The sequence below is a fragment of the Ruminococcus sp. 5_1_39BFAA genome (genome assembly GCF_964240875.1).
In the GTDB taxonomy this organism is placed as follows: Bacteria; Bacillota; Clostridia; order Lachnospirales; family Lachnospiraceae; genus Blautia_A.
The window spans coordinates 236,963-258,740 of the sequence record NZ_CAXSVO010000003.1 but is presented as its reverse complement, the minus strand read 5'-3'; the positions used below and the strand labels follow the sequence as shown (position 1 = coordinate 258,740).

At 47.5% G+C, this 21,778-nt stretch carries 15 protein-coding genes; 11 read left to right on the top strand and 4 right to left on the bottom strand.

The window, feature by feature from the left end; genetic code table 11:
- The first annotated feature begins 153 nt into the window (after nt 1–153).
- The 8 genes from ACESZH_RS06175 (at nt 154) to ACESZH_RS06140 (ending at nt 10,720) form a co-directional block, all read left to right on the top strand.
- Nucleotides 154–2,559, top strand: a complete 2,406-nt coding sequence (locus ACESZH_RS06175; protein WP_373213123.1) for a transglutaminase domain-containing protein — start codon at nt 154–156, stop codon at nt 2,557–2,559.
- Between the two features lie 279 nt (nt 2,560–2,838).
- Nucleotides 2,839–3,201 carry a hypothetical protein gene (locus ACESZH_RS06170; protein WP_373213125.1) on the top strand — a complete coding sequence of 121 codons (363 nt, stop codon included), beginning with the start codon at nt 2,839–2,841 and terminating at the stop codon, nt 3,199–3,201.
- 20 nt (nt 3,202–3,221) lie between these two features.
- On the top strand, nt 3,222–3,395 hold the full coding sequence (locus ACESZH_RS06165) for a hypothetical protein (RefSeq protein WP_373213127.1): 174 nt from the start codon (nt 3,222–3,224) through the stop codon (nt 3,393–3,395).
- A gap of 214 nt (nt 3,396–3,609) precedes the next feature.
- Complete coding sequence (locus ACESZH_RS06160) at nt 3,610–5,694, top strand: UvrD-helicase domain-containing protein (protein WP_373213129.1); 2,085 nt, start codon at nt 3,610–3,612, stop codon at nt 5,692–5,694.
- 239 nt (nt 5,695–5,933) lie between these two features.
- Complete coding sequence (locus ACESZH_RS06155; RefSeq protein WP_373213132.1) at nt 5,934–6,974, top strand: hypothetical protein; 1,041 nt, start codon at nt 5,934–5,936, stop codon at nt 6,972–6,974.
- A gap of 169 nt (nt 6,975–7,143) precedes the next feature.
- Nucleotides 7,144–7,914 (top strand): class I SAM-dependent methyltransferase, encoded by a 771-nt coding sequence (locus tag ACESZH_RS06150; protein ID WP_373213680.1) that lies wholly within the window; start codon nt 7,144–7,146, stop codon nt 7,912–7,914.
- Nucleotides 7,915–7,916: 2 nt separating this feature from the next.
- Nucleotides 7,917–8,795 carry an Hsp33 family molecular chaperone HslO gene (gene hslO, locus ACESZH_RS06145; protein ID WP_373213135.1) on the top strand — a complete coding sequence of 293 codons (879 nt, stop codon included), beginning with the start codon at nt 7,917–7,919 and terminating at the stop codon, nt 8,793–8,795.
- Nucleotides 8,796–8,806: 11 nt separating this feature from the next.
- A complete protein-coding gene (locus tag ACESZH_RS06140) occupies nt 8,807–10,720 on the top strand; it encodes an NAD(+) synthase (RefSeq protein WP_373213138.1) in 1,914 nt (637 codons plus the stop codon).
- A 34-nt stretch (nt 10,721–10,754) separates the two neighbouring features.
- Here ACESZH_RS06140 and ACESZH_RS06135 read toward each other — a convergent pair whose 3' ends face one another.
- The 3 genes from ACESZH_RS06135 to ACESZH_RS06125 all read right to left on the bottom strand — a co-directional run bounded on the left by ACESZH_RS06135 (nt 10,755) and on the right by ACESZH_RS06125 (nt 12,255).
- Nucleotides 10,755–11,192, bottom strand: coding sequence for a hypothetical protein (locus tag ACESZH_RS06135; RefSeq protein WP_373213141.1), 438 nt, complete (start codon nt 11,190–11,192; stop codon nt 10,755–10,757).
- A 135-nt stretch (nt 11,193–11,327) separates the two neighbouring features.
- Nucleotides 11,328–11,591 (bottom strand): hypothetical protein, encoded by a 264-nt coding sequence (locus tag ACESZH_RS06130; RefSeq protein WP_373213142.1) that lies wholly within the window; start codon nt 11,589–11,591, stop codon nt 11,328–11,330.
- A 226-nt stretch (nt 11,592–11,817) separates the two neighbouring features.
- A complete protein-coding gene (locus ACESZH_RS06125) occupies nt 11,818–12,255 on the bottom strand; it encodes a hypothetical protein (protein WP_373213144.1) in 438 nt (145 codons plus the stop codon).
- 523 nt (nt 12,256–12,778) lie between these two features.
- On the opposite strand from ACESZH_RS06125, the gene addB reads away from it, so the two are divergent.
- Together addB and addA are read left to right on the top strand one after the other, a co-directional pair.
- Complete coding sequence (addB, locus tag ACESZH_RS06120) at nt 12,779–16,105, top strand: helicase-exonuclease AddAB subunit AddB (RefSeq protein WP_373213147.1); 3,327 nt, start codon at nt 12,779–12,781, stop codon at nt 16,103–16,105.
- Nucleotides 16,106–19,816 (top strand): helicase-exonuclease AddAB subunit AddA, encoded by a 3,711-nt coding sequence (gene addA / locus ACESZH_RS06115; protein WP_373213149.1) that lies wholly within the window; start codon nt 16,106–16,108, stop codon nt 19,814–19,816.
- Between the two features lie 28 nt (nt 19,817–19,844).
- Here the strand turns inward: addA and ACESZH_RS06110 are convergent, their stop codons facing one another.
- Nucleotides 19,845–21,251 carry an RsmF rRNA methyltransferase first C-terminal domain-containing protein gene (locus ACESZH_RS06110; RefSeq protein WP_373213152.1) on the bottom strand — a complete coding sequence of 469 codons (1,407 nt, stop codon included), beginning with the start codon at nt 21,249–21,251 and terminating at the stop codon, nt 19,845–19,847.
- Nucleotides 21,252–21,459: 208 nt separating this feature from the next.
- Between ACESZH_RS06110 and ACESZH_RS06105 the strand changes: the two genes are divergently transcribed.
- Nucleotides 21,460–21,777, top strand: coding sequence for a PadR family transcriptional regulator (locus ACESZH_RS06105; RefSeq protein WP_373213154.1), 318 nt, complete (start codon nt 21,460–21,462; stop codon nt 21,775–21,777).
- Nucleotide 21,778: the final 1 nt, after the last annotated feature.

Below are 21,778 nucleotides of genomic sequence, written 5' to 3'. Positions count from 1 at the left end.
ATGAAAAAAGCTTTCGGGTTTGTTATGAATCTGAAAGCTTTTTTCCTTTAGTGAATAAAAGTTATAATTGAAAACAGCCGGAATTTATAATAAACTTAATATAAAACAGCGGCTTTGCCGTGGGAATCAAAAATCCATCCAGGAGGAAAAGTTATGGGAAAGCGAAAGAGAATTCTGGCATTACTTCTTAGTACAGCTCTTGTTTTTACGGGAATGCAGGCCAGCGCCATGGGAATGGATGTGCAGGAGGATTCTGCGGATGTGTTCTCTGAGGCGGATTTTACAGACGGGGCAGAGGAAAGCTCTGTTTTGGAAGAGGAAATTCTGACAGAAGAAGCCTTCACTGAAAGCGGAGAAGATACGGTGGATGCGGAATTTCTGGCAGAAGAGGAGATGGAAACAGAGGACAATGTCTACTTCAGCGATGGCGCCGATGAGGAAGAAGAGGATGATGTGGTGATCCTTTCTCATGAGGGTATTATCCAGGAGGGTGCTATTTGCCCGAAGGAGACAGATGTTGTTTTGACTGAGGAATGGGAAAATGGGCTGATCGCCTGTCTGGAATCAGAAGCTTCACCATATGATATTTCTGGACTTTCTATTCCGGCAGATCAGATTTCCGATGTGGTGATGCTGTTTTTGAACCAGCATCCGGAGTATTATTGGGCAACCTTTGATGCGTGTGTCACGGAAAATGGAATGGCGGTCCTGCTTTATCAGGGCGGTCAGATCATGGCTTATTCGCTGGACAATGAGCCTCAGGCACAAGCGGAAGACACAGCGGCCTTTGATCAGGCAGTAGAGGAGGCTCTTGCCTGCGTGAGCAGCAGTATGAGCGACCTGGAAAAGGCTCTGGCACTTCATGATTATTTGGTACTGAATACAGCGTATGATTATGACAATTATTTGAATGGCACCATTCCCATGGCAGATTATACGGCAGAGGGAACTTTGGTGAATAAAACTGCTGTGTGTCAGGGGTATGCGCTTGCTTATAAGCTTCTTTTGAATGAATGCGGTATTGAGAGCGAGTATATTGCCAGTGATGAAATGAATCACGGCTGGAACCTTGTGAAAATCGACGGACAGTGGTATCACGTAGATACCACCTGGGATGATCCGGTTAAAGATACGCTGGGACAGTGCTATCATGTATTTTTTATGCTGAGTGACAGTGCCATGGAAACAGCCAGCCTTTATGAGGGCGGTCAGACACATCATGGATGGACCGCAAGCAATACGGCTGTTTCTGAGACATACGCTAATGCTTTTTGGACTGGGATTAGAACCGGTATATGGTACCTGAATGGTGAATGGTATTATATTGTGAAGGATACAGGGGAGATCCAGCACCGGAAAATATCCGACAATACGGCTGTTACCATTGACACATGTGCAGAAAAATGGCCTGATTTGGAAGAGGCGGGTTATTACTGGAGAGGATGCTTCAGTAAGCTGGTGATGAGGAATGGAAAGCTGTATTACAATACGCCTACCAAGATTTACAGAATGGATTTGGATGGCGCAAACAAGCGGGAAGTGGCAGCTCCGACATTGACGGATGTACGTATTTATGGATTTGCCTATCAAAACGGCGGCTATGTGATGTCTGCGAAAGCATCTCCAACTGATGCTGACAGTCTGGTGCCTATTACTCTGAATGAGCCGGATATGCCAACGCCAACGCCAAAGCCGACCGCAACGCCAACCCCAAGGCCGACGTCAACGCCAACGCCAAAGCCGACCGCAACGCCAACCCCAAGGCCGACGTTAACGCCAACGCCAAAGCCGACTGCGACACCGACGGCAGTGCCAACGTCAACGCCAACACCAGTGCCGACGGCAACAGTGACGCCAACCCCAACTGCAACAGTGACTCCAACCCCAACTGCAACGCCGATGCCGACTGAAACGCCGACCCCAACGGTAACGCCGACGCCGACTGCAACGCCGATGCCAACGGCAACCCCAATGCCGACCGCAACATCTACGCCGGCTCCAAACACAGTAGAGACTCCGAAGCTTGCAAGCGCAACTCCTTCCTACAGCTCAATTACAGTGAAATGGAACAAGGTGAATGAAGCCTCCGGCTATCAGGTATATCGAAAAATAGATTCTGGTGTATGGAAGCTGGTAAAAACAACAACATCTTTAGCATATAAAGATACAAATGTAAAGGCCGGGTATAAATATACCTATACGGTAAAAGCTTACCGCAAAGTAAACGGTACTACCATTTACAGCAGTTCTGATGCCAATGGCAAGACAGCAAGCCTGACAACATCGGTTACCGTAAAAAACAAAAAGAGTAAAACAGCCACGATAACCTGGAAGAAAACAAAAGGCGCATCCGGCTATTATATTTATCGCGCTACAAAGAAAAATGGAAAATACAAAAAAATCAAAACCATCACATCAGCAAAAACCACCAGCTTTACAAATACAAAGCTGGTAAAAAAGAAAACTTATTATTATAAGGTGGTTCCCTACGGAAAAGTAAAAGGTAAAAAGATTGCCGGTACAGCAAGCGCACCCAAGGGAATTAAGATTAAAAAATAGCTGAGCCGTAGCGGAGTAATCAGATATCAACCGTGATTGAATAAAGAGAAAAGGCAGCCAGGATAAGACAATATTGGCGGCCTTTTCTTTTTGCGTATTTGTTGACATAAGCTAACAGCCCTGTTAGAATATAATTACATATCTGGGAAAATTCTAAGCCGTTCGGCTGCTAATTCCCCATATGAGAATAGAAAAATATGGCGGAAAGCAGTGAAATGGCAAATAATTCCAAAGCATAGTCATCTCTTCTTTCCGACCAAAAAGAGAGGAGGAACTGACATGCCAAGAAGAAAACTGGAAGAACTGAATCTATTGGATGATTTTTTATTTGGTTCCATGGTGACATATCCTGAAATCGGAGAAAAATTCATGAGGGAGCTATTGAAGGTGATTTTCCAAAGAGACTTCGGGAAGCTAAAAGTAATACCGCAGAAGGTTTATTACGGAAGCAATACAGATAAGCACGGCGCACGGCTTGATGTTTATCTGGAGGAGCCAGAACCCTGTTCCTTTACACAAAAGGAAAAAGGGGAAACCCGCCGGAAGAATTACGCCAGTTGCTTCACTATATGGAAGACACGAAAAAAGAAAATGCCCAGAACGAGAGCTTGCGTGGCATCCACAAAATGGTGGAAACAGTAAAGCATGACAGGGAGGTGTCATTGGAATATATGAAGATAGCCGAGCGTGAAGAGATGCTCATCCGCCAGGGAATGAAGGAAGAGCGGGTGAACACAGAACGGGAACGCCAACGCGCTGACAGAGCGGAACAGGAATTGGAACGGCTGAAAAAAGAACTGGAAAAATTGAAACATCATACGAATCAGGATGAATAATAGCTTAAGCGGGGATGCGAACTATGTGCGTATCCTCGTTTTTGATGTTTAAGTATGAATAAGGAGCTTCTATGCCGAAGGCGTACCTTCCGTAGTGGTACAGTAACCAGCAGGTTCTTTGCATTGGCAACGTCATGCTATACTTTTTTCAAAAAGTAGGTTATAATATTAGAGCAAATTTTCAAAACAGCAGCAGGATTGGAGAGTTTTTATCATGATGATAAATAACAAAGACGGAAAAGAATACCTGGCATATGTCCTGGAAAAGCTTCAGGCCCGAATCTCAGAGATCAGTCTGTCTATTGCAGACGGACAGAAAGAGATTGAGGAAATGAACGAATACTACTGGGAAAATTACACGGAGATGGACCAGTACGGTTATGAAAATTTTGATAACCAGCAGGCCCTGCTCCATCAGATAAATGCAAACGAACAGCAGCTTCACCTGAAACGAAGATTCAAAAAAATGCAGGACTCCCCATTCTTCGGCAGAGTGGACTTTCTGTATGACGGCGATGAAGAGCCGGAAACATTTTATATTGGAATCGGAAATTTTGCAGAAAGCGCCGGAAAAGTCCCGCTTGTCTATGACTGGCGTGCGCCGGTAAGCGGACTCTTTTACGATTACGACAAAGGCCCGGCTTCCTACGAGGCGCCCCTTGGTGAGTTGACAGGGGAAATCACTTCCAAATGGCAGTATAAGATCCGCCGGGGCCGTATGATCTATCAGTTCGAAAGTGATGTAAAAATTGACGATGAGATCCTTATGGCAGAGCTTGGCAGCAATGGCACTGTTGCGCTGAAAAACATCATCCGTACCATCCAGAAGGAGCAAAATGCCATCATCCGCAACACAAAGGACAGAATTATGGTCATTCAGGGGGCAGCAGGAAGCGGAAAAACCTCCATTGCCCTGCACCGCATCGCCTACCTTTTATACCATGACAGGAAAAATCTGAAATCCTCCAATATACTGATCCTGTCGCCGAACAGTATTTTTGCAGATTATATCTCCCATATTCTTCCTGAATTGGGAGAGGAAAACATCCGGGAAATGAGCTTTGACCTGTTTGCCTATCGCCAGCTAAAGGACACAGTTTCCGACTGCGAGGATCGCTACGATCAGATTGAGCGAACACTGAATCTTCCTGAGCTTCCTGATCTTTACCGGGAAAAACAGTCCGGGGAATTTTTGAACAGACTGGAAGGCTTCCTTACCAGGCTTGAGGACGAGCTTATGAACTTCCGCGATGTGGAATACAAAGGCTATTGCAAAAAAGAGGAGGATATTATAGAGATGTTTTATTTTAAATTTACAGATATCCCGCTTCTTTCACGCATGGAAGCTGTTGCAGAATATTTTATTGATGAAGTGGAAACACTGCGGGGAGCAGACCTGGCAGAGGAGGAACGGGAGCTTGTGATGGGAAAATTCATGAGCATGTACGAGACAAGAGATCTTTACATTCTGTACAATTGGTTTCTTCAGGAGGAAGGCTACCCTGTACTGCCCGATGAACCTCTGGAAAAGAGAAAACTTCGCTATGAGGATGTCTACCCGGTGCTTTATCTGAAATACAGATTGCTGAGCCAAAGCGGTCACACCGGAATCAAGCATCTGGTGGTGGATGAAATGCAGGACTATTCACGTCTGCAGTATCTTATCCTGCGCAGGATGTTTTCATGCCGTATGACTATCCTGGGCGATAAGGCACAGACGATGGAAGAAGAGCATCAGGATGTGCTTACCTTCCTGCCCGGGATTTTCGGCAGGGATATCCGAAAAATCGTGATGAATAAAAGCTATCGGAATACGGTGGAGATTGCTTCCTATGCAAACAGCCTTGCAGGGATTACAGACATGGACTTGTTTGAACGTCACGGCGAGCCTGTGGAGGAACAGAATTTTGCAGCCATGGAAGGTGCGTTGAAGGAAATTGTGAAAAAGCTTTCTCTGGGAGAGGACGAGTATGAGACAGCGGCAGTGATTCTGCGCACCAGGCAGGAGGCAGACCTTGCAGCGGCACTTTTAAAGGAAATGCTTGCGGCAGCCGGTTTTGATACGGAAAACCGTTTTTCATACCTACACAGGGACAGCACAAGCTTCCGCAAAGGTCTGACCGTTACTACATTTTATCTGGCAAAGGGTCTGGAATTTGACCAGGTATTTTCCCTGTTTCCGGCGTGGGATACCACAGCATTGGCAAGACAGGGAAGATATATTGCAGCCACCCGTGCCCTGCACAGACTCCATATGTATGATTATACAGACCTGCAGTTGGAAAAAAGAGGAAAATAAATTTTACAAAAGTATGACATCCTATGCTATAATAAACAGGAAAGGTTTGTCACGAAAATATTAAATTTGAATAATTTTTGCCCATAAAGTTTATAATAAGTTCACAAGAAATTTAGAAAGCATACTGGGAAAAACATTGACAGGTTTGTAATAAAATTGTAAAATATAGTCTGATGGATATGAAACTAACGAAGGCAATTGTGAAGGTGACCGAGCAGTTGCGAAATAAGGAGGATACTATGAAGAACAAACGGATTTTAGCGATCTTAGCCATAACAGTAACTCTTTCCTGTGCTGCCACAGGCTGCATTTTTGACGGAGATGAACCGGAGGAGCAGGTAGTAGTAGATGAAACCACTCCGAGTCCGGAGCCCACTGCAACACCGACCCCGGAACCAACCATCGCGCCTGATGTACAGGACACCACATATACATCCAGCACAGGAGCAATTGCGATCAAGCTTCCGGATGCCACCTGGTCAAACAAGACCGATGAAGCTGATATGGTAAGCTTTGAATCTCCGGAGCAGGGAAAAATCCTCATTCTTCACGGTCAGGGAGAGGAGGACATGTCTTCCGCAGTGATCCCAAATACCCAGGATCTGGCTGTATCCTTGGAGCAGGCAAATGATATGACCCAGGGAACTGACTTTGAGATCCAGAACTATACGGCTAACGATGTGAATGGCGTAGGCGTTTATTCCTACACAGTGAAATATATGGATACCGAAAAGAGCGGCGGTTATGCATACGCAGTGAATAAGATTTTTGCAAATGACAGCGAGTATTACAATATCTGCGGATCTGTAGTGGATGATGCTTCTCTGGCAGGCATTCAGACTGCTGTGGATTCCTTCCAGATGGCAGGTGAGTCCACTCTGAAGGCAGCAGCTCCTGTTACGGATGGAACTGCAGATGGTAATACTGCAGACGGTGCTGCGGCAGGAGACAATACCGCAGGAACCGGCACTGAAGGTACAACAGAAGGAACAACACCTGCTGACAGTAGTTCCTCCAACGGCTCCGCAGATGACGGCACCTATGGAAATTCTGCTGGCTTTACGGCAGCACAGCTTACCGACACCAGCCAGACCAGAACCATTTACCGTAACTCTGATGGACATCCTCTTGTTATCACCCCAGACGGAAGCGGAAACTGGAAGGACTTCGATGGAAACACATACCGCTTTGCCAACAATGAGGACGTTTACGACCAGAATGACGTAGACTATTACTGGCACGGTGAGGGCGCTGATGTATACTACATGCCCGTAGAATAACAGGACTTAACAGAAACGGATAAGCTACAATGATAAGGCGGCTGCGTAAATCGCAGCCGCCTGGTTCATTCCCGCGGAAAGTATCACGTTTTTGTTGGAAAATCTACCATAATATGGTATGATAGCTGTGCAAAATATGCGGCATATCTGGAGGGATTAGATGGATAATATGGAGGCATACGGAGCTTTTGCTTCTGTTTACGATATTTTCCAGGACAATATTGATTACGGGGAATGGACGGATTATTTGGAAGAGCGTCTTCGGGAATACGGCATTGAGGATGGCCTGGTGCTGGAGCTTGGCTGCGGCACAGGAATCGTCACAGAGCTTTTGGCTGAGAAAGGCTACGATATGATCGGCGTGGACAACTCTGAGGAAATGCTGGCAGAGGCAATGGAAAAGAAGACAGAGTCCGGTCATGATATTTTGTATCTGCTGCAGGATATGCAGGAGTTTGAGCTGTACGGTACAGTACGTGCAGTGGTAAGCGTCTGCGACAGCCTGAACTATATAACGGAAGAGCAGGAGCTTTTGCAGGTTTTTACCCTGGTAAACAACTATCTTGACCCGGGCGGTATTTTTATCTTTGATATGAACACAATATATAAATATCAGGAAATGCTGGGGGATACCACCATTGCGGAGAATCGCGAGGAAGGCAGCTTTATCTGGGAAAACAGTTATGATCCGGAAACAGGGATAAATGTATATGAGCTGGCGCTGTTTTTGCCAAGAGAGGACGGTCTGTACGAGAAATGTGAGGAGGTTCACTGCCAGAGAGCGTACCCGGCAGAGAAAATAAAGGAGCTGCTTACAAAAGCAGGACTGGAGCTGCTGGAACTATATGATGCCTACACTTTGGAGCCACCGGCGTCAGACAGCGGAAGACTGACCTTTATCGCGAGAGAACATGGCAAAAAACAGGATGGAGGAGAATAAAAATGAGCGATTATATTATACGTGCAGTTGCGGCAAACAGACAGATCCGTGCTTTTGCCGCAGTTACCACAGATCTGGTGGAGACTGCAAGAAAAGATCATAATACAAGCCCGGTGGCCACTGCCGCATTGGGACGGCTTCTCACCGGAGGAGCCATGATGGGCACCATGATGAAAGGGGAAAAGGACGTGCTGACCCTGCAGATTAAGGCGGGCGGTCCCTTACAGGGCATTACGGTGACCGCAGATTCCCAGGGAAATGTAAAAGGCTATGTAGGCAATCCGGACGTGTGCATTCCCGCTAACAGCAAAGGAAAGCTGGATGTGGCCGGCGCTGTGGGCGTGGGCTTTATGAACGTTATCAAAGACATGGGAATGAAAGAGCCTTATCTGGGACAGGTTGCCCTTCAGACAAGCGAGATTGCGGAGGACCTGACCTACTATTTTGCAACCAGTGAGCAGGTGCCTTCTGCCGTTGGCCTGGGAGTCCTGATGAATAAAAATAACACGGTGCGTCAGGCAGGGGGATTTATTGTACAGCTCATGCCTTTTGCGGAGGAATCCGTGATTTCACGGCTTGAACAGAACGTTGCAAAGATCAGCTCTGTCACCAGCCTTCTGGAAGAGGGGCATACGCCGGAAAGCCTGCTGGAGACGGTCCTGGATGGTTTTGACGTAGAGATCAACGACCGGGTTCCAACACAGTTTTACTGCAACTGCAGCAAGAGCCGCGTGGAAAAAGCCCTGATCAGCATTGGACGCAAGGAATTAAATGAGATGATCCAGGAAGGCAAGCCGGTGGAACTGAACTGCCATTTCTGCAACACAAATTATACCTTTACTGTGGAAGAGCTAAAAGAGATTCTCAGAAAATGTAAATAAGGAGTAGGAGCATGAAACAGGGATTTATCAAAGTGGGAGCCGCCACACCGAAGATTACCGTGGCAGACTGCCGTGCAAACACACAGGAGATTAAGCGTCTCATGAATGAAATGAAAAAGGAGCACGTGAAAGTGATGGTGTTCCCGGAGCTGTGTATCACCGGATATACCTGTCAGGATTTGTTTCTGCAGAGAAGGCTTCTTGACAGTGCATGGGAAAGCCTGCTGGAACTCACAGCATATACAGAGGAAGTGGATGCGCTGGTGTTTGTAGGTCTGCCCATGCGCCATAACGGCAGGCTGTATAATGTGGCAGCCGTGCTGAATCGAGGCAGTATCCTTGGCTTTGTGCCTAAGACGCATCTGCCGAATTATAATGAATTTTATGAGCAGCGTCATTTTACAGCAGGGACAGACGATTTTGACTATCACAAAGTGGGAGAGGAAGAGATTCCTTTCGGAACATGCCTTATGTTTGCGTGTGAGGATATTCCGGAATTTACGGTAGCAGCGGAAATCTGTGAGGATCTGTGGGTACCGGATCCGCCAAGCGTATCTCATGCCCAGGCGGGAGCACACATTATCGTAAATCTCTCTGCCAGCGATGAGATGGTAGGAAAGGATTCCTACAGAAGAAGCCTTGTATCCGGACAGTCGGCAAGACTGATCGGCGGCTATGTTTACGCCACAGCAGGAGAGGGAGAGTCCTCCCAGGACCTTGTTTTCGGCGGACAGAACATGATTGCGGAAAATGGCGTTACGCTTGCTGAGGGAAAGCGCTTCCGCAACAGTGTGATTTACGGGGAAATCGACGTACAGAGGCTGGCGGATGAAAGGCGGAGGATTTCCACCTATCCCCCGGCTGACAGCAGCGGCTACGAAGTGATCCCTTTTGAAACAGAAATAGAAGAGACAAAGCTGACAAGGATTTTTGATCCCAATCCCTTCGTACCTTCCGTGAAGGAAGAACGGGACATGCGGTGTGAAGAAATCCTGAATATCCAGGCAATGGGACTCAAAAAACGTCTGGAGCACGTTCACAGCAGCAAAGCCACTGTGGGACTGTCAGGCGGTCTTGATTCTACGCTGGCGCTGCTGGTTATTGCCCGCACCTTTGATATCATGGGCGCTCCCAGAAACCAGATCCACTGCATTACCATGCCATGCTTCGGAACTACGGACAGAACCTATCAGAATGCCTGCAAATTAAGCCAATGCCTTGGCGCAAAGCTTTCCGAGGTAAACATCAAAGAGGCGGTCAGCATCCATTTCCGCGACATCGGACATGACCCGGAGGTACACGACGTGACCTACGAAAACAGCCAGGCGCGTGAGAGAACCCAGATCCTGATGGATATGGCAAACCAGGAAGGGGCTATTTTAGTGGGAACAGGCGATTTGTCTGAGCTGGCTCTTGGATGGGCTACCTACAATGGCGATCATATGTCCATGTATGGCGTAAATGCGTCGGTGCCGAAAACACTGGTGCGCCATCTTGTCCGTTACTATGCCGATACCTGCGGGGATGCCAGGCTCCAGGAGGTGCTTCTGGACATTCTGGACACACCGGTAAGCCCGGAGCTTCTGCCGCCGGAAAACGGTCAGATCGCCCAGAAAACAGAGGATCTTGTGGGACCATATGAGCTTCACGACTTTTATCTGTACTATATGCTCCGCGCAGGGTTTGAACCGAAAAAGATTTATCGCATTGCCTGCCGGACATTTGAAGGGCGCTATGATAAAGCGACGATTTTGAACTGGCTGAAAACCTTTTACCGCAGGTTTTTCGCCCAGCAGTTTAAGCGCTCCTGTCTGCCGGACGGACCGAAGGTGGGAAGCGTGGCGCTCTCTCCGAGAGGCGATCTGCGGATGCCAAGCGACGCCAGCGCTGCCATATGGATGGAGGAATTGGAAGAAATACGTTGAACAGATAACGGTATACAGGAAAAGGCGGGGAACTTCAGGGGTTCTCCGCCTTTTTCAGCGCGTCTTCTATGGCGCTCAAAAGAACCATGGAGGTGTATTTCCGGTCGCTGGAATATTCGATATTTTCCAGGGACTGGCTGGTGTAGATCTGGCTTGCAAGAGATTCCAGGGCAGGCTCCATGAGGGGAAACATGGCCTGAGTGCTTTCGCTCAGGTTTACAAGATCAATGGACTTGATCCGGTCCGCTTCCACAGCCACCTCCACATCAAAGGTGTTGCTGTTTAAGGTGATAGACGATCGGTAGATCCCTGGCATATATTTGCCGGAAACGCTGCCGGACGTTGCCATGCTTTTGCCCGGTCCGAACATAAAAAAGATGAGCACGCCCAGAAGAATGGCAAGGATCAGAAAAATGATGGTGTACACCACTTCCTTCATATGTAACACAATGATTTTGGTTTTGGAACTCATGGTATGCGCCTCCCCTAGCTGAACTGTTACTTTGTATATCCTATTATCAAATGAGAAGATTTATGCTAAAATTCATTAGGGAAAGGGCTTCAAACATTTCGCTTTTATCTGTCCGCAGAATACGATTGGTAATTGTCAGTTGTAATATTTATAATAGTGAAGAATAGAAAGCATTATACCTCCCGTTGCCAGTAAGAAACCTTCCTGAACCAGTTTCTTATATCCTGATTTATAAGAGATAGCAATAAGGCAGCAATAAATTGCTATCTCTATGGCTGTCACTATTATCAGAAAAATGCCAGCATCATGTACGTTAGAAGATTTTGTGCACCAAAATTTAGTAAGCTCTGAAATAGTGAACAGCAAGGAAATGGCGCGGTTTATAAATTTTTTTTCCATTTTCACCCTCCTACAGATTGATAATAATCATTTTCGGCTACTATTCCATCTGAATAGTAACAGAGATATTGAACGTGATAACAGTGTGTATAGTAGGAATATTTTCCTGTATGGTCTTTGATCATTACTTCATATGTTACGGTAGTTATTACCATTCTATCCGGAACATCTGACAGCAGTTGCGCAGCACCATTAATGATTTTGAGCATTACTTTCGTCGGTACATTCATTTTTTTTCGAACAGTTCAATTACAGCTTCCACTCCCATGAAACCTAAAGCAGCCATATCTTCGGTATTGAGTTCAACTATGGCATCGGCTATTCGTACATGCTTATATTGTGAGCCAGTGATTTCTGAGCCATAAGGTGTGATAACGGGCTGGTTGCTGGCATGAGGAACCGTGTTTTGCGGATGGAGTAAATCAAAAATATATTTCTTGTAGTTAATCTCACCTCCGCTGCTGCATTTGGTCTGCCCAGATTTTTCTGAAATAATATAGGAATGGTTATCGCTGGTTACTATTGTTTTTAAAACGGCAGTTTGCCCATCATAGTCAATAAACTTAACCCAATCGCTTACTTCCCCATCTCCGATTTCGTATCCATCATCAAGAATAACAATATCTGATGAATTTTCGTTTGCCTGTATTGGAACATAGCACATACTAAATATTAATTCCACTGCAAGTAGGGTAGAAATCAGTCATTTGCTTTATTTACATTTTTTTCGTACTCACCACCTTCCCTTCTACTTATTTCATTCGCTTTTGTCTGCTTTTTTCATCACATTAACTATATTTAATAATGTTATTATACCAAAAAAACAAGAACACACAAATAGAATTTTCTATAAAAAAAATGTGCAAATTTAATAATTCAGAATATTTTTTAAAATGAAATTTTTGAAAAATAAATTGCTATCCGCATGATTGAAAGCCATATTGCAAACATTATTCGGAATTTTTCCGTAACAAATAATCCTCTCATCATCCGGAATCCTGATATACCCCAAGCACAGCAAACTCCTGCAAATTATAAGATAATGGGTGTTTGCGAAATACCATAGCCCGTATAAAATCAGGCTTTTTTCTTTGATAAAATAGAACAACTCCTCACAGGTTTATGGTACAATGATGGAATAACAGGACGTAAAAAACAGAATGGGCATGAGCCAGAGGAGTGTATTTATGTCATTACAGTTTATCATAGGAAATTCCGGCGCAGGAAAATCACACTACGCATATCAACGCATCATCCGGGAATCCATGGAGCATCCGGAAAAGCTTTATTATGTCATTGTACCGGAGCAGTTTACCATGCAGACACAGAAGACGCTGGTGGAGCTTCATCCGGGAAAAGGAATCCTGAATATCGACGTTCTCAGCTTTGAGAGGCTGGCATACCGGGTTTTCGGGGAGGTGGGCGGGGATAACCGGAAGCTTTTGGAGGACATGGGAAAGAGTATGGTTCTGCAAAAGCTTGTACAGAGACACGAAAAAGAGCTGCCGTATCTGGGAAGCCAGATGAAAAAGCCAGGGTATCTGGATGAGGTAAAATCCCTTCTTTCAGAATTTATGCAGTATGATATCCGAAAAGAGGATATGGAAGAAATGCTGGAAAAATCCCGGGATCAGACTTTGCTCCACATGAAGCTTCAGGATGTGGGGGTGCTTTACCGGGCTTTCCGGGAATATCTGGAAGGGCATTACATGACCGGGGAAGAGGTGATGGACGTCCTGTTAAAGGTACTTCAATTCTCCGAGAGAATGAAGGGCAGCGTGCTGCTTCTGGACGGTTTTACCGGCTTTACGCCCATTCAGGTAAATGTGATCCGGGAGCTTTTGGCAGTGTGCAGCAGTGTGCTGGTCACAGTGACCCTGGATGCAAGGGAAAATCCCTGGCAAATGGGAAAGCCGCACCAGCTTTTTTATATGAGCCGCAAGATGATCCACACTCTTGCAGGGCTGACAAAGGAGATCGAGGATCCGGTGAACATCCTTCCGGGAGAAAAGTCCCGGTTTGCTAAGGCTCCGGCCCTTGCCTTTTTGGAGAGCCACCTTTTCCGTTACGGAAGAGAGGCCTATGAGAAGGAGCAGGAGGAAATCCGCATCTTCTGCGCCGGAAATCCCCTGAAGGAGATGGAGGAGACAGCCAGGCGCATCCGGCGTCTCGTGCGGACAGAGGGGATGAAATACGGAGAAATCGCGGTGATCACGGGAAACCTGGAGGAATACGGGAGTCTTGCCGCACAGGTGTTTGAGGAAGCCGAGATCCCGTATTTCCTGGATGAGAAGCATACGGTGCTCATGAATCCCTTTGTGGAATATCTGCGGGCAGCGCTGGAAATGGCGGCGGAGGGCTTTTCCTATGAAAGCGTGTTCCGGTATCTCCGCTGCGGCATGTCAGATATATCCAGGGAGGAGACGGACAGGCTGGAAAACTACGTCATAGCTATGGGTATACGGGGCTATAAACGGTACTCTGAAAAATGGGTGAGGATCTATCGCGGAATGCGTCCGGAGGAGATCCAGAGCTTAAATGAAAGCCGCGAAAAATTTGCCGCAGAGGTGAAGCCCCTGGCAGAGGGCTTTTCCGGAGGAAAAAAAACGGTCGGAGAGTATTGCCGCATTTTATATGATTTTATTGTAAAAAGCCAGGTACAGGCAAAGCTGAAAAAGCAGGAGCTGTATTTCAAAGCCATGGGAGAAAAGGCCATGGAAAAGGAGTATGCCCAGATCTATGGGATCATTATGGACCTTTTTGATAAAATGGTAGAAATCCTGGGGGAAGAGACCGTGAGCCGTCAGGAGTTCCGGCAGCTTTTGGAGACCGGACTTTCCCAGGCAAAGGTGGCGCTGATCCCGCCCAGCATGGATCAGATTCTTGTGGGGGATATGGAAAGAACCAGGCTGAAGGATATCAAAGCCCTGTTTTTTGTGGGAGTAAACGAAGGAAACATTCCGAAGAATACGGATTCGGGCGGCATCCTGACGGAAATGGACAGGGAGTTTTTTTCCGACCAGGGAATGGAGCTGGCGCCGGGACCGAAGGAACTTATGAATATGCAGAGATTTTATCTCTACCTGAATCTGACAAAGCCTTCCAGCCTTCTGAACCTGTCCTACAGTCTGTCAAACAGCAAGGGAGAGGCGATAAGCCCGGCGTATCTGATCGGTAAGATCAAGGTACTATATCCGGGACTGGAAATTCTGCGCGCCGAGGAGCAGGAAAACACTCTGGACAGCCTGGAGCTTCCCGGAACAAGTCTGGACTGCTTTCTGGAAGGGCTTTCCGGAAAGGCTTCGCCGGAGGATGCGCCCCTGTTCGGAGAATTGTATAGCTGGTATCTGAACAGTCCCGAATACAGCTCTCTGATCAGAGGGCTGGTGGACGCCTCGCTGACCAGAAAACCAAAGGATCTGATCAGCAAAAGTGTGGCAAAGGTGCTTTACGGAGAAGTCTCGCCTTACAGCGCCACACGGCTGGAACGCTATTCGGCATGTGCTTTTGCACATTTCCTGCAATACGGCCTGCACCTGACGGAAAGGGCGGAGTATGAGTTCCGGGCTATGGATATGGGAAATGTTATGCACCAGTCTCTGGAAAAATTCGCAAATGAAGTCCGAAAAGAAGGCCTGCGATGGAGGGACCTGACGGAAGAACTCCGGGACAGGATTGTAGACCGGTGCGTGGATGAGGTGACGGCTGATTACGGCAATACCATTTTGAAAAGCAGCGCCCGGAACGAATATATGATCCAGCGGACAAGGCGTATTCTGAAAAGAACCGTATGGGCACTGCAGGAGCAGTTGAAAGAGGGACAGTTTGAACCGGAGGGATTTGAGGTTTCCTTCGGGGGCGGCCGCATTGACCGCGTGGATGTTCTTGAGGAGGAAGGCAGGGTCTTTGTACGGGTCATTGATTATAAGACCGGAAGTACCTCCTTTGACCTGGTATCCCTTTACCATGGCCTGCAGCTTCAGCTTATGATCTATCTGGACGGCGCGCTGGAGGTGGAGAAAAAGAAATACCCGGACAGGGAGGTGGTTCCTGCCGGGATATTCTACTACAATGTCAAGGATCCCATGATCGGGGAAAAAATGAATGCCGATATAGGCAGTGTCAGTGAAAAGCTTCTGAAGGAGCTGAAAATGAACGGTCTGGTTCAGGCAGACAGAGAACTGGTGGAAAAAATGGACAAACATCTGCTGGCTCTTCCGGTAGCTTTCAATAAAGACGGAAGCTTCCGGAAAAATTCCTCTGTAGCCACCAGGGAACAGTTTGACATTCTGGGAAAATATGTTAAAAAGAAGATCGAAGATATCCGTTCAGCAATCCTGGACGGAGACGCTCAGGTTTCCCCTTATGAGCTGGAAAGGAAAAACGCATGTACTTATTGTCCATACGGTGGAGTGTGCGGTTTTGACAGGAAGGTTCCGGGATACGAATTCCGGCGTCTGAAAAGCTTTTCCGATGAAGAGCTATGGAAGGCATTTACAGAGGAGGTGGAATAAATGGGCGTAAAGTGGACAGAGGAACAGCAAAAGGTTATTTCCCTGCGTGACAGGAATATTCTTGTCAGCGCTGCCGCCGGATCCGGAAAAACGGCGGTTTTGGTAGAACGAATCTTAAGCAAGGTGACAGACCATGAAAAACCGGTGGATATTGACCGGCTTTTGATTATGACCTTTACCAGAGCTGCGGCAGGAGAAATGCGGGAGCGTATTTCCAGAGCACTGGAGAATGCGCTTTATAACGATCCTGACAATGAGCATTTGCAGAGACAGGCAGCCTTGATCCATACGGCCCAGATCACCACCATCGACGGATTCTGCTCTTATATAATCCGTAACTATTTTCACCTGATCGGGTTAGATCCGGGCTGGCGGACCGCGGATGAGGGGGAACTGAAGCTGCTGCGGGAAGAGGTTCTGAAGGGTCTCATGGAGGACTATTACGCAGAGCAGAAAGAGGCGTATCATGATTTTGTGGAATGCTATGCACCGGGAAAGTCTGACGAAGGAATCAAAGAGCTGATCCTGGATCTTTACCAGACAGCCATGAGCAATCCTTATCCCCTGGAGTGGCTGGAAGGATGTCTGGATAATTATAAGATGGACAGTCTGGAGGAGATAAAAAGCTCTGAATGGATGAAATTGTTATGGGAGGGCGTGGTGCAGGAGCTTCAGGAGGCAAAAGCTCTTGCAGAGGAAGCCAGGAAAATCTGTCTGGAGCCGGAAGGACCATATCTTTATGAGGAGGCTGTGGAGGCAGACCTTCTTTTGATCGGGGAGACCCTTAGGGGAGCAGCAGAGCAGGATTACAGCAAGGTGGAAACGCTTTTATCCAGTCCTTCTTTTGCAAGGCTCTCTGCCAAAAAACCGAAGGAGGCAGTGGACGAGCAGAAAAAGGAACAGGTAAAAAGTATCCGGGAAGAGGAAAAGGCTATTTTGAAGGAGCTTGGCGCCAGGTATTTTCAGTGCAGTGAGGTGGAAATCCTGGAAGGGGTGAAATACTGCAGGGAGCCTATGGAAGTCCTGGTGGAGCTTACCAGGGAGTTTATCCGGCGTTTCGGAGAGAAAAAGAAGGAAAAGAATGTTCTGGATTTTACAGATATGGAGCATTTTGCCCTGGAGATCCTTGTGAGAAAGGACGGAGAAACTTATCACATGAGCCAGGCGGCAGAGGAGCTTTCGCGGAAATATGAAGAGGTGCTGGTGGATGAATACCAGGACAGCAACCTGGTGCAGGAGATGATCACCAATTGCGTCTCCGGGTGGATAAACCATCGGCAGAATATTTTTATGGTAGGTGATGTGAAGCAGAGTATCTACCGGTTCCGCCTTGCAAGGCCGGAGCTTTTCATGGAAAAATATAAGCGCTATACACTGGAGGACAGCGGAGAGCAGCGCATTGACCTTCATAAAAATTTCCGCAGCAGGCCCCAGGTTTTGGAGAGCGTGAACTATATTTTCCGACAGATCATGGGCAGTGATCTGGGAGGAATTGATTACGACGAAGCAGCAGCACTTTATCCCGGCGCTGTTTTCCCGGAAGGAGGGGAGGAGGAATTTTTAAAGACAGAAATCCTTCTTGTGGAAAAGGACGGGGAGGAGCTTGACGAGGAGCAGGCGGGACAAAACGCCAGGGAACTGGAGGCACTGGCAGTTGCCCACCGTATCCGGGAAATTGTGGGAAATGAAAATGTAGTGGATAAGGAAACAGGGGCGTACCGCCCGGCGGAATACGGGGACATTGTAATCCTTCTGAGAACGGCGGCAGGATGGTCTGAAACTTTTGGGGAGGTGTTGTCCTCCCAGGGAATTCCTTCCTACACTGCATCCAAAACCGGGTATTTTTCTGCAATGGAGGTGGTGACGGTACTGAATTATCTCCGGATCTGCGACAATCCGCTGCAGGATATTCCCATGGCAGGAGTGCTCCGATCGCCCATTGTGGGCTGTACGGCGGAGGAACTGGCAAAAATCCGCAGTGAATATCCGGAAGGAATGCTGTACGAAAGTGTTCTGGCCTATATGGGGGAAGGGCAGCTCAGCCTTTTTGCGGATGTGGAAAAGGAGCGGCTAAAGGAGAAGCTTGAGCGCTTTCAGGCTTTGCTGGAGGAGTTCCGGGATATGGCGGTTTACACGCCGGTCCATCAGTTGATCCTGCGAATCCTGGAGCGCACCGGGTATGGAAACTACGCCAGAGCTTTGCCGGACGGTGCACAGAGAAGCGCAAACCTGACCATGTTGGTGGAAAAAGCCATGGATTATGAAAAGACCAGCTACCGGGGACTGTTTAATTTTGTGCGTTATATTGAGCATTTGCAGAAATACGAGGTGGATTACGGGGAGGTGAATCTGTCCGGCGCAGGAACAGGAGCAGTACAGGTCATGACAATCCACAAAAGTAAGGGTCTGGAGTTCCCCATCGTATTTGTGGCAGGCATGGGAAAACAGTTTAATTTTCAGGATCTGAATGCAAGGCTTCTCATCCATCCTGAGTTGGGGCTTGGCGCGGACGCCATCCTCCCGGACAAAAGAGTGATCGCGTCCACCCTGCATAAACAGGTGATCCGGAGAGAGCTTTTGAAGGAAAGCCTGGGAGAGGAGCTTCGTGTACTGTACGTGGCTCTGACAAGGGCAAAAGAGAAGCTGATCATGGCGGGCACCGTTGGAAAGCTGGAAAAGCTGATGGTTTCTTTGTCCCGTTTTCGGGACAGCGAGGAGGAATTGCTGTCAGTTGGAACCAGACTGAAAGGAAAAAATTACTGGTCCTATGTCCTTCCAGCCCTTTCCAGGCATAGATGTATGGACGGACTGTATGAGGAGTATGGCATTGCACCTGCTGTGAAAAATTGCTTATATGGTTCGGAGGCGGATTTTCAGGTGAAAAAGATCACAGCGGCAGAGCTTGCAGAGGAGGAAGTTTTATACCAGGCCGGAGAGCAGGTGCAGGAGGAGATCCTGAAAAACTGGGACACCACAAGAGTATTTGATGAAAAGATCCGGTCAGAGCTTGGGGAACGCTTTGGATTTGTCTACCCACATGGATATTTGCGGGAGATTCCGGTAAAGGTCAGTGTGTCAGAACTGAAAAAAAGAAGCTGGCAGGGAGAGTATGACAAGGAAGAAAGCGTGTATTTTGAGCCGGATGTGATGCCGCTGATTCCCAGGTTTATGGCAGAAGAGGAAGAAGAGTACACAGGAGCTGCCAGAGGTACGGCGTATCATCGGGTAATGGAATGCCTTGTTTACGAAAAAACGGATACGGATCAGGAGCTTCAAAAGCAGATCGAGCTGCTCCAGGAGCAGGAAAAGCTTGGGAAGGCAGAAGCGGAGTGTATCCGGGTCGGGGATATAAGAGCATTTTTGGAGTCATCTATCGGAAAAAGGATGAAAAAGGCAGCGCTTGCGGATAAGCTGTACCGGGAGCAGCCCTTTGTGATTTCCAGAAAAGCGTCTGAGCTGGATGAAGCATGGCCGGAAGAGGAACGGGTGCTGATACAGGGGATCATCGACGCATATTTCTGGGAGGAGGACCAGATCGTGCTTGTGGATTATAAGACAGATCGGGTTTATCCGGGAGAGGAGAGAAAGCTGGTGGAGCTTTACCACACCCAGCTTGAGGATTATGCACAGGCATTGGAGCGGATGACAGGAAAAAAGGTAAAGGAGAAATATATCTACTCCTTTACCTTAAACAAAGTAATTATGCTATAGTATTCGGGCGCCTTTGGAGGCGCCTGTTTCATACTCTCCATCCGGCAGGATACTTGTTTTTGAAAGTCTGGTTTACCAGTTTGCCGAAGCCCAGTGGATATCCTTCTACACAGAGGAGGTGCCAGCCTTTCGGGTTTGCGGCTTCTTCGGAAGCAATGGTAAGCGTCTCGCCTTTCAGATAGCGGACGAGGCGCTCATCATGAACATGAAGGGAAATAACCGCAGAAACCTCATCCTTTCTGAGAGCCAGCGCAAAGGGCTGGCTTGGCTCAAAACGGTTCTTTTTTAGATCACCCAGATACAGGCCGTTTCGCAGGAATGTGATTCCGCGGAAACTGTGAGCTGCAGGGGGCAGATAATAAACCTTATCTGCCCTTATTTCTATCCGGTTCCAGTCAAAGGGCTGGCCGCCTAAAGCTTTCATGCCAATCTCAGCAAAAAAGGCTTCCAGCCATTTGCGGGCGTTTTTATCCGGCTTTGTCTGTATCCTGGTTTCCTGGCGGAGCGTCTCGCCGGGTTTATGAAAAAGAGCGAGGAAATGACCTTCTCCATTCATTTTGTGAGGGAAGATACGTACACATCTTTTAAGGCATTCCGCTCCATTTCCCCACCCGGGCACTCCCGGGGAAAAGCCCTCATAGGGCTCCATCTCAATAAGCTCCATTTCAGGACGCTGTTCCTGCAGGTAAGAAACGGTTTCCTCGTCCTCCTCAGGAGAAAAGGTACAGGTAGAATAAAGAAGCTGTCCGCCGGGGCGGAGCATATCTGCGGCATGCAGGATGAGCTGACGCTGGATCCCGGCCAGCTCACGGGATTTTTCCGGAGTCCAGTCCTTAGCCAGAGCCTCCTCCTTTCGGAACATGCCTTCTCCGGAGCAGGGGGCATCCAGTATGATCTTATGGAAAAATTCCGGGAAGCTTTTTACCAGCTTTTCCGGTGCTTCGTTTGCCACAAACAGGTTGGGGATTCCAAAAAGCTCCAGGTTGCGGAGCAGCGCTCTTGCCCGTGAGGTGCTGATATCATTGGCAACCAAAAGTCCCTCACCGTTTAATGCAGCGCCTGCGGCAGTGGCTTTTCCACCCGGTGCGGCACACATATCCAGCACATATTCTCCGGGCTCAATGGAAAGCCGGGAGGCGGGGGTCATAGCACTTGGCTCCTGGAGATAATATAAGCCTGCCTGATAAAGAGGACACCTTGCAGGGCGGCTTTCCTCGTGATAAAAGTATCCGTTTTGGATCCAGGGGATCCTTTCTACGGGGAAGGGAACGATTTTTTCAAATTCCTCACAGGAAATTTTTGCTGTGTTGACCCGAAGACCGAAGGTCCGGGGCTTCTCATAGCTTCTCAGAAATTCTTCGTAATCTGCGCCAAGCATTTCCTGCATCCGTTCCAGGAATGCCTCGGGCAGAAGGTTATATCTGTTATTATCCATTTTATTCCTCCGAGATTTATCCGCGTTTTAATCTGATGTAGCGGTTCAGCCGTGGCTTCGTGTGCCGGCTTTCACCTTATTATAGTGGATTCACACTTTTTTCTAAATACTATTGACAAAACTATATTATATGATATATAGTATTGCTAACAAAATAATATTGATAAATCATATAATATTATAAAAATACAAGACAGGGAGTGATTCGATGGTATTCAACACAGGAGCTGCCCTCCTGGATGCGATTGTCCTTGCAGTAGTTTCCAAAGAGCAGGAAGGTACCTATGGATACAGGATAACGCAGGATGTCCGAGGTGTACTGGATGTTTCTGAATCAACTTTGTACCCGGTGCTGCGCCGTCTGCAAAAGGATGACTGCCTTGAGGTTTATGATCAGGCATATGCAGGCCGGAATCGCAGATACTATAAGCTGACTGAGAAAGGCGAAGCTCAGTTGAATTTATACAAGGTTGAGTGGAAAAATTATTCTACGAAGATAACGAAGATGTTTGAGGGAGGAATATGAA

Coding starts and splice junctions, on each gene's coding strand:
- ACESZH_RS06175 (WP_373213123.1), top strand. CDS start 154: ATGGGAAAGCGAAAGAGAATTCTGGCATTACTTCTTAGTACAGCTCTT.
- ACESZH_RS06170 (WP_373213125.1), top strand. CDS start 2,839: ATGCCAAGAAGAAAACTGGAAGAACTGAATCTATTGGATGATTTTTTA.
- ACESZH_RS06160 (WP_373213129.1), top strand. CDS start 3,610: ATGATGATAAATAACAAAGACGGAAAAGAATACCTGGCATATGTCCTG.
- ACESZH_RS06155 (WP_373213132.1), top strand. CDS start 5,934: ATGAAGAACAAACGGATTTTAGCGATCTTAGCCATAACAGTAACTCTT.
- ACESZH_RS06150 (WP_373213680.1), top strand. CDS start 7,144: ATGGAGGCATACGGAGCTTTTGCTTCTGTTTACGATATTTTCCAGGAC.
- hslO (WP_373213135.1), top strand. CDS start 7,917: ATGAGCGATTATATTATACGTGCAGTTGCGGCAAACAGACAGATCCGT.
- ACESZH_RS06140 (WP_373213138.1), top strand. CDS start 8,807: ATGAAACAGGGATTTATCAAAGTGGGAGCCGCCACACCGAAGATTACC.
- ACESZH_RS06135 (WP_373213141.1), bottom strand. CDS start 11,192: ATGAGTTCCAAAACCAAAATCATTGTGTTACATATGAAGGAAGTGGTG.
- ACESZH_RS06130 (WP_373213142.1), bottom strand. CDS start 11,591: ATGGAAAAAAAATTTATAAACCGCGCCATTTCCTTGCTGTTCACTATT.
- ACESZH_RS06125 (WP_373213144.1), bottom strand. CDS start 12,255: ATGTGCTATGTTCCAATACAGGCAAACGAAAATTCATCAGATATTGTT.
- addB (WP_373213147.1), top strand. CDS start 12,779: ATGTCATTACAGTTTATCATAGGAAATTCCGGCGCAGGAAAATCACAC.
- addA (WP_373213149.1), top strand. CDS start 16,106: ATGGGCGTAAAGTGGACAGAGGAACAGCAAAAGGTTATTTCCCTGCGT.
- ACESZH_RS06110 (WP_373213152.1), bottom strand. CDS start 21,251: ATGGATAATAACAGATATAACCTTCTGCCCGAGGCATTCCTGGAACGG.
- ACESZH_RS06105 (WP_373213154.1), top strand. CDS start 21,460: ATGGTATTCAACACAGGAGCTGCCCTCCTGGATGCGATTGTCCTTGCA.